17 protein-coding genes and 1 tRNA gene are annotated in these 15,267 nt (G+C 56.4%); 6 read left to right on the top strand and 12 right to left on the bottom strand.

All coding sequences use genetic code 11. From position 1 onward, the window contains the following. Positions 1-71: 71 nt before the first annotated feature. The 4 genes from folE to GRI39_RS05400 form a co-directional block, all read right to left on the bottom strand. The gene (folE, locus tag GRI39_RS05385) at positions 72-683 is read right to left on the bottom strand and encodes a GTP cyclohydrolase I FolE (protein WP_160738702.1); all 612 of its coding nucleotides are present in this window, start codon (positions 681-683) and stop codon (positions 72-74) included. Next, complete coding sequence (locus tag GRI39_RS05390) at positions 680-2,218, bottom strand: phospholipase D-like domain-containing protein (protein WP_246204924.1); 1,539 nt, start codon at positions 2,216-2,218, stop codon at positions 680-682. The genes folE and GRI39_RS05390 overlap by 4 nt, the downstream gene beginning before the upstream one ends. Before the next feature lie 58 nt (positions 2,219-2,276). Beyond that, complete coding sequence (locus GRI39_RS05395; RefSeq protein ID WP_160738703.1) at positions 2,277-2,768, bottom strand: hemerythrin domain-containing protein; 492 nt, start codon at positions 2,766-2,768, stop codon at positions 2,277-2,279. A gap of 80 nt (positions 2,769-2,848) precedes the next feature. After that, complete coding sequence (locus GRI39_RS05400; protein WP_160738704.1) at positions 2,849-3,310, bottom strand: Lrp/AsnC family transcriptional regulator; 462 nt, start codon at positions 3,308-3,310, stop codon at positions 2,849-2,851. 127 nt (positions 3,311-3,437) lie between these two features. Here GRI39_RS05400 and GRI39_RS05405 point away from each other — a divergent pair, with 127 nt between their 5' ends. From GRI39_RS05405 to astD, 3 genes are all read left to right on the top strand, one after another. Next, the gene (locus tag GRI39_RS05405; RefSeq protein WP_160738705.1) at positions 3,438-4,535 is read left to right on the top strand and encodes a Leu/Phe/Val dehydrogenase; all 1,098 of its coding nucleotides are present in this window, start codon (positions 3,438-3,440) and stop codon (positions 4,533-4,535) included. 26 nt (positions 4,536-4,561) lie between these two features. Next, positions 4,562-4,903: a hypothetical protein gene (locus tag GRI39_RS05410; protein WP_160738706.1), complete on the top strand. Its 342-nt coding sequence runs from the start codon at positions 4,562-4,564 to the stop codon at positions 4,901-4,903. Positions 4,904-5,092: 189 nt separating this feature from the next. After that, positions 5,093-6,538: a succinylglutamate-semialdehyde dehydrogenase gene (gene astD / locus GRI39_RS05415; protein WP_160738707.1), complete on the top strand. Its 1,446-nt coding sequence runs from the start codon at positions 5,093-5,095 to the stop codon at positions 6,536-6,538. 116 nt (positions 6,539-6,654) lie between these two features. On the opposite strand, the gene GRI39_RS05420 is transcribed toward astD, so the two are convergent. Beyond that, complete coding sequence (locus tag GRI39_RS05420) at positions 6,655-7,365, bottom strand: pirin family protein (protein WP_160738708.1); 711 nt, start codon at positions 7,363-7,365, stop codon at positions 6,655-6,657. 115 nt (positions 7,366-7,480) lie between these two features. Here GRI39_RS05420 and GRI39_RS05425 point away from each other — a divergent pair, with 115 nt between their 5' ends. Continuing rightward, positions 7,481-8,410, top strand: a complete 930-nt coding sequence (locus GRI39_RS05425; protein ID WP_160738709.1) for a LysR substrate-binding domain-containing protein — start codon at positions 7,481-7,483, stop codon at positions 8,408-8,410. A 78-nt stretch (positions 8,411-8,488) separates the two neighbouring features. On the opposite strand, the gene GRI39_RS05430 is transcribed toward GRI39_RS05425, so the two are convergent. Together GRI39_RS05430 and GRI39_RS05435 are read right to left on the bottom strand one after the other, a co-directional pair. Continuing rightward, a tRNA-Arg gene (locus tag GRI39_RS05430) sits at positions 8,489-8,565 on the bottom strand. Positions 8,566-8,581: 16 nt separating this feature from the next. Further along, entirely contained in the window at positions 8,582-9,028 is a 447-nt protein-coding gene (locus GRI39_RS05435) for a (deoxy)nucleoside triphosphate pyrophosphohydrolase (RefSeq protein WP_160738710.1), read from the bottom strand. A gap of 72 nt (positions 9,029-9,100) precedes the next feature. Between GRI39_RS05435 and GRI39_RS05440 the strand changes: the two genes are divergently transcribed. Both GRI39_RS05440 and GRI39_RS05445 read left to right on the top strand, forming a co-directional pair. Next, positions 9,101-9,283, top strand: coding sequence for a Flp family type IVb pilin (locus GRI39_RS05440; protein WP_160738711.1), 183 nt, complete (start codon positions 9,101-9,103; stop codon positions 9,281-9,283). Between the two features lie 108 nt (positions 9,284-9,391). Beyond that, positions 9,392-9,598, top strand: a complete 207-nt coding sequence (locus tag GRI39_RS05445) for a Flp family type IVb pilin (protein WP_160738712.1) — start codon at positions 9,392-9,394, stop codon at positions 9,596-9,598. A gap of 69 nt (positions 9,599-9,667) precedes the next feature. Here the strand turns inward: GRI39_RS05445 and GRI39_RS05450 are convergent, their stop codons facing one another. The 5 genes from GRI39_RS05450 to GRI39_RS05470 all read right to left on the bottom strand — a co-directional run bounded on the left by GRI39_RS05450 (position 9,668) and on the right by GRI39_RS05470 (position 15,232). Next, positions 9,668-11,149 carry a M48 family metalloprotease gene (locus tag GRI39_RS05450; RefSeq protein WP_160738713.1) on the bottom strand — a complete coding sequence of 494 codons (1,482 nt, stop codon included), beginning with the start codon at positions 11,147-11,149 and terminating at the stop codon, positions 9,668-9,670. 225 nt (positions 11,150-11,374) lie between these two features. Further along, on the bottom strand, positions 11,375-12,322 hold the full coding sequence (locus tag GRI39_RS05455; protein ID WP_160738714.1) for an acetyl-CoA carboxylase carboxyltransferase subunit alpha: 948 nt from the start codon (positions 12,320-12,322) through the stop codon (positions 11,375-11,377). A 10-nt stretch (positions 12,323-12,332) separates the two neighbouring features. Beyond that, the gene (locus GRI39_RS05460; protein ID WP_160739212.1) at positions 12,333-13,208 is read right to left on the bottom strand and encodes a tyrosine recombinase; all 876 of its coding nucleotides are present in this window, start codon (positions 13,206-13,208) and stop codon (positions 12,333-12,335) included. A gap of 3 nt (positions 13,209-13,211) precedes the next feature. After that, positions 13,212-15,071: a hypothetical protein gene (locus GRI39_RS05465; RefSeq protein WP_160738715.1), complete on the bottom strand. Its 1,860-nt coding sequence runs from the start codon at positions 15,069-15,071 to the stop codon at positions 13,212-13,214. Beyond that, positions 15,068-15,232 (bottom strand): hypothetical protein, encoded by a 165-nt coding sequence (locus GRI39_RS05470; protein WP_160738716.1) that lies wholly within the window; start codon positions 15,230-15,232, stop codon positions 15,068-15,070. Before GRI39_RS05470 ends, GRI39_RS05465 begins: the two co-directional genes overlap by 4 nt. Positions 15,233-15,267 lie beyond the last annotated feature (35 nt).

The raw sequence follows: 15,267 nt of genomic DNA on the forward strand, positions 1-15,267 counted from the left end.
CATTCAAAGAAAAACGCGATCACCCGCCCCCAAGGCAGCCAATCGCGTTTATCCAATATTCAAGCTTTCGCTTAATAGCCCATCAGGCCGAGCACTTCCTTGCGGCTGCGATCATCCTTGCGGAATGTGCCCATCACATGGCTGGTAATCATGCTGACGCCCGGTGTGCGCACGCCGCGGGCGGTCATGCAGGCGTGGCTGGCTTCAATCACCACGGCCACACCCTTGGGGTGGAGGTGGTTCCAGATACAATCGGCCACTTCGGCGGTCAGTCGTTCCTGAATTTGCAAACGGCGGGCATAGCCGTGGAGCACGCGGGCGAGCTTTGAAATACCCACCACATGATTGGTCGGCAAATAAGCAATCGCGGCCTTGCCAATGATCGGGGCCATGTGATGTTCGCAATGCGACTGGAAGGGAATATCCTTCAGCAGCACGATCTCATCATAACCGCCCACTTCTTCAAACACACGGGACAGGTGAACTGCGGGATCTTCTTCATATCCCATGCAATATTCTTTCCACGCCCGCGCCACGCGCTTGGGTGTATCGAGCAAGCCTTCCCGCGTCGGGTCATCGCCTGACCAGCGGATCAGCGTGCGGATGGCTTCCTGCACATCTTCGGGCACCGGCAGCTTGCCCCGCAATTCATCTTCATCGGGGCCGTCAAAGTCGCAGCTCATTTTCGTTCTCGCCTGCTTTTCAAACGTCTTTTCGCCCTGCCCAATAGGCTGCCCTTGCGAAAAAGGCCACGCCCCTCGGCGAAAGGTTCGAACAATTCTTCCGGCGTTTCGGGGTCGAGCGCGGTGTTGTCCGCCAATGCTTCTTCCACCTCGTTCAGCTTGTCAGGGTGATAGAGCCGCAATGTACGGGAATTTTTCAGGCCCAGATCGCTAATCATGGCAGACATGGAGCCGTGCTTTTCCAGCAGTGGCCCGACCTCTTCAATCTCCAACCCGCAATGTTCGGCCAACAGCGAATGGCGCAGCTTTTCGATCTGTTGGCCACAGCCCTTATTGGCTGGCCGCGCGCAATCGATGAAGACATCGCATTCGCTGTCCAACCCCATGGAACGGTTATTGAAATTCGCCGAACCGACCCGCAGGATTTCATCATCCACGATCATCAATTTGGCGTGGCAATAGATCGGCGTTTCACCTGTCCATGGGGAATAGAGGTGGAAGCGGTCATGCTTGTCCAGCTCCTTCAGCATGGCCACCATACGCGCCCGCGTGTGGTCCATCGCCTGCTGCTCCAGCCAGCCATCGGCGTTGCAGGCATGGACGATCACGAATTCGGGCGGATTGTCCTCTTCCAGCCGTCTGGCAATCGCTTCACCAATCTTGCGAGAGGCGAAATACTGGCTTTCGGCATAGATAAAACGCTTGGCCCGCGCGATATGGAGAAGGAACAATTCCTCGATTTCTTTCACCGCCGGGGAATCGCGATAGGGCGCTCTGGTCCGGGCGATGCCGACTTCGACATCGGTGAAGTGCTCGGTCAACTGATCCGGCCATGCCGAGGCATCGGTCTTGGTCACGGGCTTGAGCGGTTTGCCACCGGCCCGCACCCAACGGTCCCGCCCCAGCGCGCCAAGCGCAGCGGCGGCCTCCCCTTCAAGCATCATCGTCAGATCATGCCACGGTCCATAAACATGGCCGCGTGGGCGCTTGCGACGGGGATCTTCTTCCAGATGGTCACGCGTGTCCCAGCGCTTGGTGGTCATGTCGATCCCGCCACAAACGGCCACCTTATCATCCAGCACCACGATTTTCTGATGGTGGCTACAGGCGACAGGATGCGCCGTATCGAATTTAAAATCGATCTGCCGATTAGGTGCCCAACGCGCGAGATCGAGGAGCATCGACCCCCGACCAAAGAACTTAACGAAGCCATAGCTCCATTTCAAAATGCGGATTTCCAGCCCCTTATTGTGGCGCGCGAGCCACAGAATGAAGCTGCCCAACCGCTTGGGATAATCGCGGCGATAGCCCTTCTGCCACCAGCGGCGGCCATGGGCGAGATGAATGCGCGTGTCGAAATCCCACCCGATAAGCAGAATGCGATGACGCGCTTTGGTCATCGCATTCTGCATCAACAGGAAGTAATTTTCAGCATCGATAATGACGCTTGCCCGGCTAGCCCGGGCATAACGCCATACGCCAGGTTCAACGGAGTGATCGTCAAAACTGTCTTCGGCCTTGTCTTGTGTGGTCAAAACCCCGCCTTGCCCCTGTTGTAAATCGAACGGTGATCAGTGCTTCCAGAGTAGACGCTTATTCCTTGGCGTCATCCTTGCTTTCCGGCGTCACTTCAGCATCCGCCGCTTCTGCCTTTTTGCGACGTTCAAACACCTGTTCCATATATTCGACGTCTTTCTCGTCGAGCTGTTTGGCAAAATCAGGGAAGTGATCGTCTTCCTCTTCATCAATGTGATGGAGGTAATCATGCTTCAACTGCTTGAACTTCGCCAGCCAACCGGGAGAAGACATTTCCGTTGCGGCAATGTCGTTCAGCGCTTCTTCGATTTCATGATGTTCCGCCACGGAATGGCGCGTTTCGCCAGTAGTTTCAGGCTTGCGCATCATGGTTGAATAAAGCGCCTGCTCTTCAGCGGCGGCGTGGCTTTTGGCGTCAATCGTGAACTGTTCGAACAACGTGGCGCGTTCATCGCTTTCGCCATGCGTCTGTTCAATCTTTTCCAGCAATTCGCGTTGACGGTCATGATCCTGCTTCAGACGTTCGAAAATTGTATTGGCATCTGCCATGGCTGGCTCCTTGTTGCGTTTGCAATTTTAACCGGTCAGGCCGGCAAGGGTTCCGCACAAGGCTGGGTAGCCACTTGAATTCAGACGGGAAGCGCAGAGTCTGACTTGATATCAGACAGGGCCACAGTCGAATTGATTTCCTGAATGCCCGGCAGGCTGGATAACCGATCAAAGAAGAACTTTTCATAGGCTTCGATGTCCGCCGCCACGATCCTCAGTAAAAAATCCACCGGACCCATCAAGACATAGCATTCCAGCACTTCAGGAAATTCCTGAATGGCTCTGGAAAACTCGTCCAGATTGGCCCGGCCATGGGCATTGAGCTTCACTTGCGCGAAGATATGAGCGTTGAGGCCCACCTTCTTGCGATCCACCACCGCAATGCGTTTCTTGATGAAGCCTTCCTTGTCCAGCCGGTCAATCCGCCGCCAGCAAGGGGACGCCGAAAGCCCCACCTTCTCCGCAATGGCAGCCACCGAAAGACTGGCGTCTTCCTGAAGCAAATTCAGGATAGCCTTTTCATATCGATCCAATCCGTGCAAAATTTTACCCTCAAAATGCTATTAATGAGGTGAAATATACCGCAAACAGACACGATTCCCAGCATAATAGGTAAGAAGGACCTGCACGCTCTCTTTATAAGCCTCCTCACACGAAGGAGATTATGGAATGCATAGCGTCAATCACGGCCCCAAGCTGGAACGTCTTGTCCGGCTCGAAGACAGCAAATCAGGTCTGTCAGGCTACATCGCTATTCATTCCACTGCCTATGGCCCGGCTGCCGGGGGTTGCCGTTTCAAACATTACGAAACCGATGCCGAAGCCGAGGCAGATGCAGCCCGGCTGGCAGAGGGGATGTCTTACAAGAATGTGATGGCAGGCCTGCCGCTGGGTGGTGGCAAAGCAGTGATCCGCCTGCCTGACCGTCCGTTTGATCGCGATCAGCTTTTCCGCGCTTTTGGTCAGGCGGTTGAACGACTTGGCGGTGAATATATCACCGCAGAAGATTTCGGCACATCAATGGACGATATGGCCAGTGTGGCCAAGGCGACCCGCCATGTTGCGGGCCTTCCGGTAAAGGATGGCAAGCCCGGCGGCGATCCATCACACTGGACTGCGCTGGGCGTAAAAGTAGCGATGGAACAGGCCGCACAGGTGCGTTTTGGCAAACCGCTATCAGAACTGACCGTTGCCGTTCAGGGCCTTGGGCATGTCGGATTTGAATTATGCCGCCTGCTTCATCAGGCAGGCGCAAAGCTCATCATCGCAGAACCCCGCGCCGAACTTGCCGCACGCGCTGCGGTGGAGTTTGACGCACAGGTCTCCAATTGCCGCAACCTGCTGACCGCCAAAGCCGATATCTTTGCCCCTTGCGCATTGGGCGGCGTACTGACCCGCGATGCAGCGCTCCACATGCGGGCCAAGCTCGTCTGTGGTGCGGCTAATAACCAGCTTGCCTCTTCCGAAGTCGGCACACTGCTCGCCGGACGCGGTATTCTTTATGCCCCGGATTATGTGGTCAACGCAGGCGGTATCATCAATGTCGCAGCAGAATATCTCGGGCACAGCTCAGCTGAAGTGAAACACCGGGTAGAAGCCACCGGCGAACGCCTGATGGAGGTGTTAAATTTCGCTGACAGAGCTTCAATTCCGACAAATCGCGCGGCCGACACGCTCGCCCGCGATGCCATCACCGCTGCACGCCTCGCCCAAACAGACAAGGCGCCTGCCAATACCGTTCAGCCAGCCCTCGCCATTCCGGCCTGATCTATTCACTACCGAAGGATTCTCCCATGAAAGTATCATTCGATGAACCCGTCGCCCTGTGTACTCCCTTGCCTGATATGATGCAGGACAATGCCGAAACCAGCACACCCGCGCCGCAGATTGAACGTCGCACAATCGCTTTACGGGGTGCCTATCACCCGGAAACCTTACCGCGTGTGCTTGGCCTCTTTGCCCAGCGCAGCCTTGTTCCGGCCCAGCTCAATGTGCGCCGGACGGAAGATTTCCTCGTGATCGATGTAGAATTTGAGTGCCGTGCTCGCACCGTGGTCGATACGTTGCTCGGCAAATTACGCAGCCTGCATCTGGTTGAGCGAGCTATGATTGTGGAGGCTTGTCCGCACGCCTGAGCCACACAGTTCTGGTAACAGGATGAACCGGGAGCAGCCTGCCTGCTTCCGGCCTTGCTCTTTGGAATCACGCTCCCAATTTTACCTTATTCGTCAGCGCTGCTAGTGGCTGCTGCATAAGGCCAAGGCGCAGCGCGCCGCTGCTGGATCAGAACCAGCAGAGAGCATTGATTTCGAGTGAGGATTTCTATGAAGTTTACCAATGGCAGCTGGAGCGCATCGCGCGGGCAAGCCTTCCAATCCATCGATCCGGCGAGCGAAGAAGTAATCTGGGAAGAAGCCGCCGCGACTCCCGATGATTGCAATGAAGCGATTGCCGCCGCACGCGCTGCCCTCCCCGGCTGGCGTTCCGCTCCACTGGAAGCTCGCATTGAAGCCGTCCAGCGCTTTGCCGCAGTGATGGAAGAAGATGGCTCTGAATTTGCCGAACTGATCTCACGCGAAACCGGCAAGCTCCTGTGGGAAACCCAAGGGGAAGCCAAAGGCATGGTCGGCAAAGTCGGCGTTTCCATCAAGGCTCAGGCAGAACGCGCCGGTGAAAAGCGGCAGGATATGCCCTTCGGGGAAGCTGTGCTGCGCCATCGCGGGCATGGCGTGATGGCTGTTCTGGGGCCGTATAATTTCCCCGGCCACTTGCCTAACGGCCACATCGTACCCGCGCTGCTGGCTGGCAATACGGTGGTTTTCAAGCCATCCGAAATCACCCCTGCAACGGGTGAACGGATGGCCAAGGCATGGGAAAAGGCGGGCCTGCCTGATGGTGTCTTCAACATGGTTCAAGGTGGACGCGACACAGGCGAAGCGCTGGTTGCCGGCGATATTGACGGGTTACTGTTCACCGGGTCTGCCGGCGCAGGCCGCGCGTTGAAACATGCAACGATTGACCGTCCTCATCTTATCCTTGCGCTGGAACTGGGTGGCAACAACCCGCTGATCGCATGGGATTCACCCGAAGCCGCGGCTTCCCATATCGTTCAATCGGCCTTTGTCACGACGGGCCAGCGATGCTCCTGTGCAAGGCGGTTGATTGTACCCGAAGGCAAGATGGGTGATGCCATCATCGCCGCGCTTGATGCAATGACCGCAAGGCTGGGTATCGGTGCGTGGAATGATACGGACGAAGCTTTTATGGGCCCGCTCGTGTCTGCACAGGCCGCAGCCAACGCCAGCGCAGCCTTTGCAGACCGCGTCAGCAAGGGGGCACGCGTGATCCGGCCATTCGACAGCATTGCCGGCAAGAGCGAGGCTTTCCGTAGCGCGGCTATCCTCGATGTGACGGGCTGCGATATGCCAGACGAAGAAATCTTCGCTCCCATCCTGCAAGTGCGGCGCGTGGGCGATTTCTCCGCTGCGATTGAAGCGGCCAATAACACTGGCTTTGGCCTTTCTGCCGGGCTCATCAGCGAAGATGATGCGCTGTGGACGCGCTTTGTAGAAGAAAGCCGTGCTGGCATCGTCAACCGCAACCGTCCCACAACCGGCGCTGCGGCCACCATGCCCTTTGGCGGACTGGGTTCATCCGGCAACCACCGCCCAAGCGCCTATTATGCCGCTGATTACTGCGCTTATCCCATTGGCAGTTTTGAGGCCGGGAAAGTGGAAGAAGTCCTCGTCCCAGGCCTGACACCTGCCTGATCCAGACAAAGGGCTGCGGGGCACTAAAGCCCCGCAGCCCTTATTCTATAGCGTCTTATGAGAAGCCAAAGAGCCTCTCAACTTCACAGCATTGCAAAGTTCATGTTTCTTGCCGGTCAGGCAGGAAGTGAAGACGCATCAACCAGAACGATCTCACTGTCTTCCAACGCGGTGACAACAAGTATCTCCACATCATCAATGGCCACACCGTCACGCGCTTTGACTGTGACATCATTGACCATGACTGACCCGGTCGCCGGAACCAGATAGCCCTTGCGGTCTGCCCCAAGGTGATATTCTGCACGTTCACCAGCCTTCAGCGTTGCTCCAACAACACGGGCCTGTGTGCGGATCGGTAGGGCTTCATCATCTTCCGCAAAACCTGAAGCCAGGGTCACAAATTGGCCGGAGCGCTCGCCTTTAGGAAAGGGCTTGGCACCCCATGAAGGGTCTCCACCTGTCTGGGTCGGAATGATCCAGATCTGGAAAATCCGGGTGGTCACATCTTCATAATTATATTCCGAATGGCGCACACCCGTTCCGGCTGACATGACCTGCACGTCACCAGCCTCAGTCCGGCCTTTATTGCCGAGGCTATCTTCATGCGTAATCGCTCCTTCGCGGACATAGGTAATGATTTCCATGTCGCGATGCGGATGCGGCGGGAAGCCCGTGTTGGGGGCAATCGCATCATCATTCCATACGCGCAGGTCACCCCAGTGAACACGCTTGGGATCATGGTAATTGGCAAAAGAAAAGTGATGATGGGCATCAAGCCAGCCGTGATTGGCTGCGCCAAGACTATCAAAGGGACGAAGTTCAATCATGTGCCATACTCCTTGGATGCAGCGGCCTGTCGCTGCTTACCCGCCAGATATAGGCTCTCTCGACATATTGGTTTAGCCGGATAAAATAGCTCAAAACGTTCGAGGAATTAGAAAAGTGACTGATCCCGGCACCCCTACGCTCGACCAATTGCAGGTCTTTCTTGCAGTGGTGGAAGAAGGCAGCTTTGCTGGCGCATCCCGGCGGCTCAATCGGGTGGTATCCGTTATCAGCTATGCGATTGCCAATCTGGAAGCCCAATTGGGCCTGGAATTGTTTGACCGTGAAGGCACCCGCAAACCGAAACTCACCGAAGCAGGCCGCGCCATGCTGGCTGATGCGCGTGCGGTTTCCAGCAGCATGGCCCATCTGCGCGCTCGCGCCAAAGGCTTGCTGGACGGGTTGGAAGGCGTGGTAGATCTCGCCGTAGACGTTATGCTGCCCTCCGAACGTCTGGGACGCATTCTGCGCCTCTTTGCCGAACAATTCCCTACTGTCACGCTGAGACTTCATGTTGAAGCTCTAGGCGCGATCCCTGCCAAGGTTTTGTCAGGCGAAGCGATTATCGGCATAGCAGGGCCATTGTCTTCCAGCTTCAAGTCGCTTGACAGTATGAGCGCTGGCTCCGTGACTCTCGTTCCGGTGGCCGCGCCTGACCACCCACTTGCCAGAATGCAGAAGATTCCGCCCGGTGCAGGGCGTGATCACACGCAATTGGTCCTGACAGACCGATCAAACGCGACCGAGGGGCGCGATTTTTCGGTGATGAGCGCCACAACCTGGCGGCTTGCGGATCTCAGCGCCAAACACGCTTTACTGCGCGAAGGCATTGGCTGGGGTAATATGCCGCTCCCTATGATCGAGGCAGACTTGATGGCTGGCACGCTCATTCGCCTGATTATGCCGGATCACATCGGAGGAACCTATCGCTTCTCCGGTATCTGGCGGCAGGATCACCCACCCGGCCCAGCGGCGGACTGGCTGCTCAAGCAATTCATCATGGCTGGAGAAGGAGATGTACCCGCACCCGGCATGGCAGATATATGAGCGATCAGGCCATATAGACAGCCACTCCTCCTCTCTTGCGAGAGGGGGTAAGTGTCGAATTTTCGCTATTTGGAAAATTGGTGCGCCCGGAAGGATTCGAACCTCCGGCCCCCAGATTCGTAGTCTGGTGCTCTATCCAGCTGAGCTACGGGCGCTCCGTTGGACGGGCATCTAGGAGTGATTGCCGATCTTGGCAATCCCCATTTTTGAAAGACTTATCAACAGGTCTTTATCCATCGGAGGTTTTCTAAGTTTTTCAGCATCTTGGATCGAAACCCATGCCCATTTTTGCCCTTCTCTTCCCTCCGGAGCACCCGACCACTGGGGGCAAAAATAGAGCAACAAAAGAATGGAGCGCGGTGAATCACCTGATTTTGACCGGGCAAACCCGGCCGGGATCATCGCTTCAGAATCAACCAACAGGCCAAGCTCTTCTTCTATTTCGCGTGTCAGAGCCATTTCCGGACTTTCACCAGCATCAACTTTCCCACCGGGAAACTCCCACAAGCCACCGTGGTGTTTATTCAGCGGGCGTTGTTGCATCAAAATACGCCCATCTGCATGAGGGATGGCCGCCGCAACAACACAAAGCCAATCCCCTTCAGGCTTTAAAATCATACCTTTAACAACCTTTTCTTAAAGCCCTTGGTTCATCCCCAATGTTTGGATTCACACATACAGGGGCAAACTATGCACCCACGCAGCTTTGTGAAGAAGGTCTGGAAAGACAAAAAAGCCGCGACAGCGGTCGAATATGCTTTGATTTTGGCCCTGATAGCGATCGCCATTTTGGTCGGCGTTTCCCAACTTGGAAGCAGCAACAAGGCAAATTGGGATAGGGTCGCGACCCGCGTATCTGAAGAAACGCAGTGAAATTTTAGTAAATTATCAAGGAAATATACTTAGTTACGGACTCGCTAGGCAGTCCCCCAATGGGAACCAAGCCGGGAAAATCGCAGAATCAGTCCTAGGAGACCATAAATGACATTTTTCAAAACACTGCTTCGTGACGAAGCCGGCGCGACCGCAATTGAATACGGTCTGATCGCCGCTCTCATCGCAGTGGCCGCAATTGCGGCTCTCACCACGCTTGGTGGCAATCTCAGCACCACATTCACAAATGTTGGTGATAGCCTGGATACCACAGCTACCGGTGGCGAAGGTGGCGGCGAAAGCTCAGCAACTTAATCGATTCCTAACCTAACATTATGAAAGGGCGGCAGTTCATTCTGCCGCCCTTTTTCTATCTCACATCCGTCAGTTGGATCGAACCACCAGCTTATACTGCTGCCCGGCCACCAGCTGGTCATTACTCGACAGGCCATTCAGCACTCGGAAGCGCTGTTCTTTGGCGTTATCGTAAGCCATCCGGCTTGAGATCGTCTGCACCGTATCGCCGCGCTGTGCAGTAAACACATCAATCCGGCGCGGCGTCACACTACCCGCCTGGCTTGCACTGATCCGGTGCATGGATTGATACATCGAATTGAATATACCAGCCCGGCCTGCTGGCGTGATCGTGACGAAGTGAAACGCCTGATTATTGCCAAAATCATACGCAAATACAGTCACATCGACATTCTGCTTACCATTATTCACCTGCACTATTCCATAGGCTGCCGGCAGACTGTTGATCGTGGTGCGCTGAATGCTCTGCGGCGCCAATTGCTGATTTTTGCCACCAACTGCAGCGAACACGCTACGGATATAGCTGTCGAGATTTCCGTTGAATTTGGCAGTCGAGAGCTGGCCCTGCCCACTATCCCCATTGATGGACACAGCGGTGGTGCCATTCATCATGTAAAAGCCTTCAGGGGCTGTGAACTCGAAGCGGTAGACCGGATGAATGAAGGTGCGCCCTTCAATCAGGCCCTGCTTGGGATCATCGCCATACATCAGGCCGTCGATCCGATTAAGGAATACATCGCGATTGGTGATGCCTGTCATACCATTGGCAAGCTGCAACGCATCTCTGACGCGGCTGGCAGGATCAGGGTGGGTGGATGCCCATTCCGGCGTCGCGTCATTTCGGCCCATGAGCGACGCATCAAGCGCATTTTGTGCGGCCAGACTTTCAAGCACCATGGCCATAGCGTGCGGATCATACCCGGCCTTTTCGAGATATTCGACACCAAGGCGATCGGCCTGCAATTCCTGCGAGCGCGAATATTGCAAAGTAGCGAGCTGAGGGACCGTTGAGGAGATTTTCTGGCCCAACTGACCCAGCGCATTGTCTCCCAGAACAACACTCGACAAGACCTGACCAAGCACGCCAAGTATTTGATTTTGCTGCGCCGCTTGCTGGCGGCGGGCCGAATGGCGTGCGGCGACATGACCAACTTCATGCCCCAATACGCCAGCCAGCTCCGCTTCATTATTCATCAGCCCCACGAGCTGGCGGGTGACGTAAATATAGCCGCCGGGAACCGCAAAAGCGTTGTTCACCGAACTGTTGAGCAACGTCACTTCAAAAGCTGATGCCGAGTTGCCCAGACCAGATTGAAGCGCGATTTTCTTGCCGACGGATTGGACATAAGTGGCCTGTGGCCCGGTCACCGCACCACCAAATTCTTCAACAAATTGCTGATGATATTCAGCGCCTTGCTGTGCTTCAGCCTGAGTGATTGGTGCACCGGCAGGCACGGTTGATCCGGGCATTGTGGCGCAGGCTGAAAGCGATGTTCCAACCAGCGCAGCAACCGCCACACTGCGTATTTTATGAGAGATTTTCAGGTGCATATTGGCTCCTCCAAGCACACTCCGGCGTTACCCGCCTTTGTTCATCTACCAGCAAGGAACCCAGTTTTTTCTGCTATGTTCCCGGGGGTTGTTCGCCTTTGAGCAGATATTGAAAGCACTCTAAAGGATTCTAAGAGCGGCCAAAAGGCCTCTAGCAGATGCCAAACACCATAAAGCCCTCCCCCTTGGCGATACAGGAGGCGGGCTTTGAATTTTCAGAAAATCCTAGAAGCGGCCGATAGCCAGAAAACGTTCTTCACGCATCAGCTTCAATTGGCCGGAATCCATCTGGGACAAGGCATCGAGTTCTTCCGAAATCGCCGCAGACAGATTCGCTGCGGTGGTTTTCGGATCGCGATGCGCGCCACCGATGGGTTCTTTGACAATCCGGTCAATCACGCCAAGTTCAGCAAGGTCCTGTGCTGTCACTTTCATGGCTTCGGCAGCGGCAGGTGCTTTTTCGCCGGTTCGCCAGAGGATCGATGCACAGCCTTCGGGTGAAATCACCGAATAGACCGCATTCTCCAGCATCAGCACCCGTTCCGCGCTGGCCAGAGCCACCGCGCCGCCAGAACCACCTTCGCCAACGATCGTGGCGACCATCGGCACTGGCAGGCCAAGGCAGGCTTCGGTGGAGCGGGCAATCGCTTCTGCCTGCCCGCGCTCTTCCGCTTCAATGCCGGGAAATGCGCCAGAAGTATCGACCAGCGTTACCACCGGTAGTTCGAAACGCCCGGCCAGTTCCATCAGGCGAATCGCTTTGCGATAGCCTTCAGGCTTTCCCATGCCGAAATTGTGACGGATACGGCTTTGCGTATCATGGCCCTTTTCATGACCGATCAGCATCACCTTGCGGCCATTCAAAGTGGCAAAGCCGCCAAGGATGGCTTCATCTTCGCCATAGAGACGATCACCGCCCAGAGGCATGAAATCATCGAACATTTCAGCGACATAATCGCGGAAATGCGGGCGTTGCGGGTGACGGGCGACCTGCGTCTTCTGCCATGGTGACAGATTGGCATAGGTCGTTTCCAGCAGGTCCGCGCTCTTGCGTTCCAACCGCTGCAATTCCTGCGCGATATCGAGATCGCCATTATCGGCAATCGCACGCAGTTCAGCAATGCGCGCTTCAAGCGCGGCGACGGGCTTTTCGAATTCGAGATAGGAAGTCATATTTCACGCGCTACTGCGAGTGGCGCTTTTCGGCAAGAGGATGACGTTCATTCACCAGCGCAACCAGCCGAGCGGAATCGACATGGGTGTAGATCTGGGTGGTGGCGATATCGGCATGGCCCAGCAGCGTTTGCAGCACGCGCAGATCCGCCCCGCCCTCCAGCAGATGCGTGGCAAAAGCGTGGCGCAGCACATGCGGGCTGACTTTGGCCGGGTCCATTCCGGCGCGCGCGGCAAGCTCTTTCAGGAGCTGAAACAAGCGAATTCGCGTGAGATGCTTCCCACGAGAGGGAAACAGGAATTTCCCATCATCCGGCCGCAAGATCAGCCAGCGAGCCAGAACATGCACTGCACGGTTGGAAACCGGCACCATACGCTGCTGCCCCCCCTTCCCATTAATGGTCAGAAAAGGCGCATCGCGTGGCACTGATTCGAGCGGCAGAGACACAAGCTCGCTCGCTCGCAAACCCGAACCATAGAGCAGTTCCAGCAAGGTAAGCATTCGCACAGCGGCCGGCTTGCCGCTATCGGCTTCCTGCTCTGCCTGAGCGAACAAAGCTTCCACCTGTTCATGGTTCAAAATGCGCGGCAGGCTGCGCGTGGCCGGGGGGCGCGGCAAGGCAGGCGATGGGTCATCTGCCCGTAAACCCTCATCGAGACAGAAGCCGAAAAACTGCCGCAAAGCCGAACTTTTGCGCGCCACGGTGGTTTCTGCAAGCAGGCTCCACGCCTGCCCCAGCGATGCCAGATCATCGCGCCCCGCCTTGGCCAGATCACCGATGAGACTTTCAGCCCCTTCGAGGTCACGGCGATAAGCCGCCAGCGTATTGGCTGCCGCGCCACGCTCTGCGGCGAGCATGGCGAGGAAATTGTCAACCGCGCTGATCGCTTATCCCCTGGCCACGGCCTCAGCCGCAATCATGCGTGCTTCAGCATTAAGACCAACCTGATTGAGCGAGCGGACAATGATGTAAAGCTGACGTGCGGTCATCTTGCTCCAGCTATCACCCTGCATCCCCAACCCTGCCAACAAGGCGACAAGCTCCGCATTACCATATTGCGCGGCCAGCGTGATGCGCTGGCTCCATGGTGACTGGCGATTGAAATCCACCCCAAGATCGCCCGAAAGTGACGAGACATCACCCGAATCCATGCGTCCAAGGCCAGCAAGGCCTGCAACCAGAAAACGGGTCTTGCGCTTGTTCGTGGATGTATCATCATCCATGAAAGACCGCACATTGCCGGTTGAAACCGAACCCGCACGGTCCGGTTGCGCCAGCGCCAACAACGCCCAGCCTTCACTGCCTTCAGGAACAACTGTGGCCCATTGCTCCGCATTACGATCCAGCCCGGCCGTCAACATGGAAGCGATCAGCGGCGCTGCATCATCTGCCATATCTTCACTCACCGGCATCCGCGCGGCAGCAAAGGCAGTGAGCACGAGACGACTATAATCGCTGGCATCATTGCCCCACAAAGCCTGCATCGCCTCCAGCCGTTCATCAGCACCTTGAGCAACATAGGCAGCGCGCAAACTGTTTGCATCTTCCACCATCGCATCGGAGGCATCACCGCTGGCGTAAACCTGCGAATATAAATCGACCATCGCGGTGGCCGACAAAATGCCTTCCGCCCCCGCAACATCTGCCGCTTTGGTGCGCATGGCCAAGGGCAGCGCGGGCACCAGAACCGCAGAGCGATCATAATAAGCGCCTGCATCATCGAGCAGATTTTTCGGCATATCGAGACCCAGCGATGCCGCAAAAGCAAAGCGCCAGGGGGTCATTTCCTCGACCTTGTCCCAATTAATATCCACCGCGCGGCTGCTGTCACTGGCAGCACCGGCATAACGCTGCGCCAACAGCACATCGATGCGCGGTGCTATGCCACGCGACAATGCGCGATCAAGCTGGCGCCTGCCATCACGGGCGTTGCCAGCAAAGGAGCCGCAAATCGCCCGGATCATTTCCCATTGCGGATCGGAACGCAGATCATTTTTCAGCCGGGCAACCGGGCACATGCCCAGAATGTCTCCCGTCTGGAGATAGGCATCAAAGGCGGCATCCGCCAAATCCGTATTGTAATTGGCCGAATCGACATCCTGCACCAGTGAACGCGCCACTTGCCCTTCACCCAAACGGTTGAGCACCCCAGCGCGAAGGGCGGCAAATTCGACCGGGTCCATATCCTTGGGTGTATCCATCCGGCTCGCCAGGGCACGGCGAAGCAGAATATGCCCCCAACGTGATACCAGCGGACCTTTCGTGCCCGTCAACACAGCGCGCACCAGAGATGCCGGCTGATTGGCAAGTGAAGCCACGGGAAAACCGCCTTCGTCTTCACCGATCACGCCCACTTGCGACACATCGCGGCGGGCCGCCGCGGGAATATCAAATTTGGGTTTGAGGCCGAACAATTCGTTCACCTCATCGGTTTCCATCTGCTCGATCTGTTCGATGCTGGGGAAATTCTTCGGCAAGCCTGCCACAACCGAACCGCTGTTGTCCGTCGCCGCCGGGGCGTTCGCCACGGGTGCCTGTGATGGGGCGGTGGCGGCTGGTCCACTATTCGGCCGCGCTGCTGGGGCAGGCGTGGCGGGCCGCGGGGCAGGTGTGGGTGCTGCGGGTTTCGGCGTCGGCTTGGGCGCGGGATTATCAAATCCCGGCGGCAGTAGCGATTCAGGCGAAGCCAGAGCCAGAGACGAGCTGAAAGCCAAAGCAACTCCGGTCAGCAGGACGACACGCTTCATTCCATATTCTCCTGGCTGCCATTTATCTGGCCAGCACTGGGCGAAAGCACCACCGGCTGTTCAATAAGCCGCTGTTCCTGCTGCCCGCCATCAAACCAGATCAAGCCCAGCACAACACATGCGACCACAGCCAGCACGATCCAGATTTTCTTTCGGCCCATTATCACCATTCACAAAACGTCAGAGGCGGTGACCA

Source organism: Altericroceibacterium indicum (assembly GCF_009828105.1).
In the GTDB taxonomy this organism is placed as follows: Bacteria; Pseudomonadota; Alphaproteobacteria; order Sphingomonadales; family Sphingomonadaceae; genus Altericroceibacterium; species Altericroceibacterium indicum.

Coding starts and splice junctions, on each gene's coding strand:
- folE (WP_160738702.1), bottom strand. CDS start 683: ATGAGCTGCGACTTTGACGGCCCCGATGAAGATGAATTGCGGGGCAAG.
- GRI39_RS05395 (WP_160738703.1), bottom strand. CDS start 2,768: ATGGCAGATGCCAATACAATTTTCGAACGTCTGAAGCAGGATCATGAC.
- GRI39_RS05405 (WP_160738705.1), top strand. CDS start 3,438: ATGCATAGCGTCAATCACGGCCCCAAGCTGGAACGTCTTGTCCGGCTC.
- GRI39_RS05410 (WP_160738706.1), top strand. CDS start 4,562: ATGAAAGTATCATTCGATGAACCCGTCGCCCTGTGTACTCCCTTGCCT.
- astD (WP_160738707.1), top strand. CDS start 5,093: ATGAAGTTTACCAATGGCAGCTGGAGCGCATCGCGCGGGCAAGCCTTC.
- GRI39_RS05420 (WP_160738708.1), bottom strand. CDS start 7,365: ATGATTGAACTTCGTCCCTTTGATAGTCTTGGCGCAGCCAATCACGGC.
- GRI39_RS05435 (WP_160738710.1), bottom strand. CDS start 9,028: ATGATTTTAAAGCCTGAAGGGGATTGGCTTTGTGTTGTTGCGGCGGCC.
- GRI39_RS05440 (WP_160738711.1), top strand. CDS start 9,101: ATGCACCCACGCAGCTTTGTGAAGAAGGTCTGGAAAGACAAAAAAGCC.
- GRI39_RS05445 (WP_160738712.1), top strand. CDS start 9,392: ATGACATTTTTCAAAACACTGCTTCGTGACGAAGCCGGCGCGACCGCA.
- GRI39_RS05450 (WP_160738713.1), bottom strand. CDS start 11,149: ATGCACCTGAAAATCTCTCATAAAATACGCAGTGTGGCGGTTGCTGCG.
- GRI39_RS05455 (WP_160738714.1), bottom strand. CDS start 12,322: ATGACTTCCTATCTCGAATTCGAAAAGCCCGTCGCCGCGCTTGAAGCG.
- GRI39_RS05465 (WP_160738715.1), bottom strand. CDS start 15,071: ATGAAGCGTGTCGTCCTGCTGACCGGAGTTGCTTTGGCTTTCAGCTCG.
- GRI39_RS05470 (WP_160738716.1), bottom strand. CDS start 15,232: ATGGGCCGAAAGAAAATCTGGATCGTGCTGGCTGTGGTCGCATGTGTT.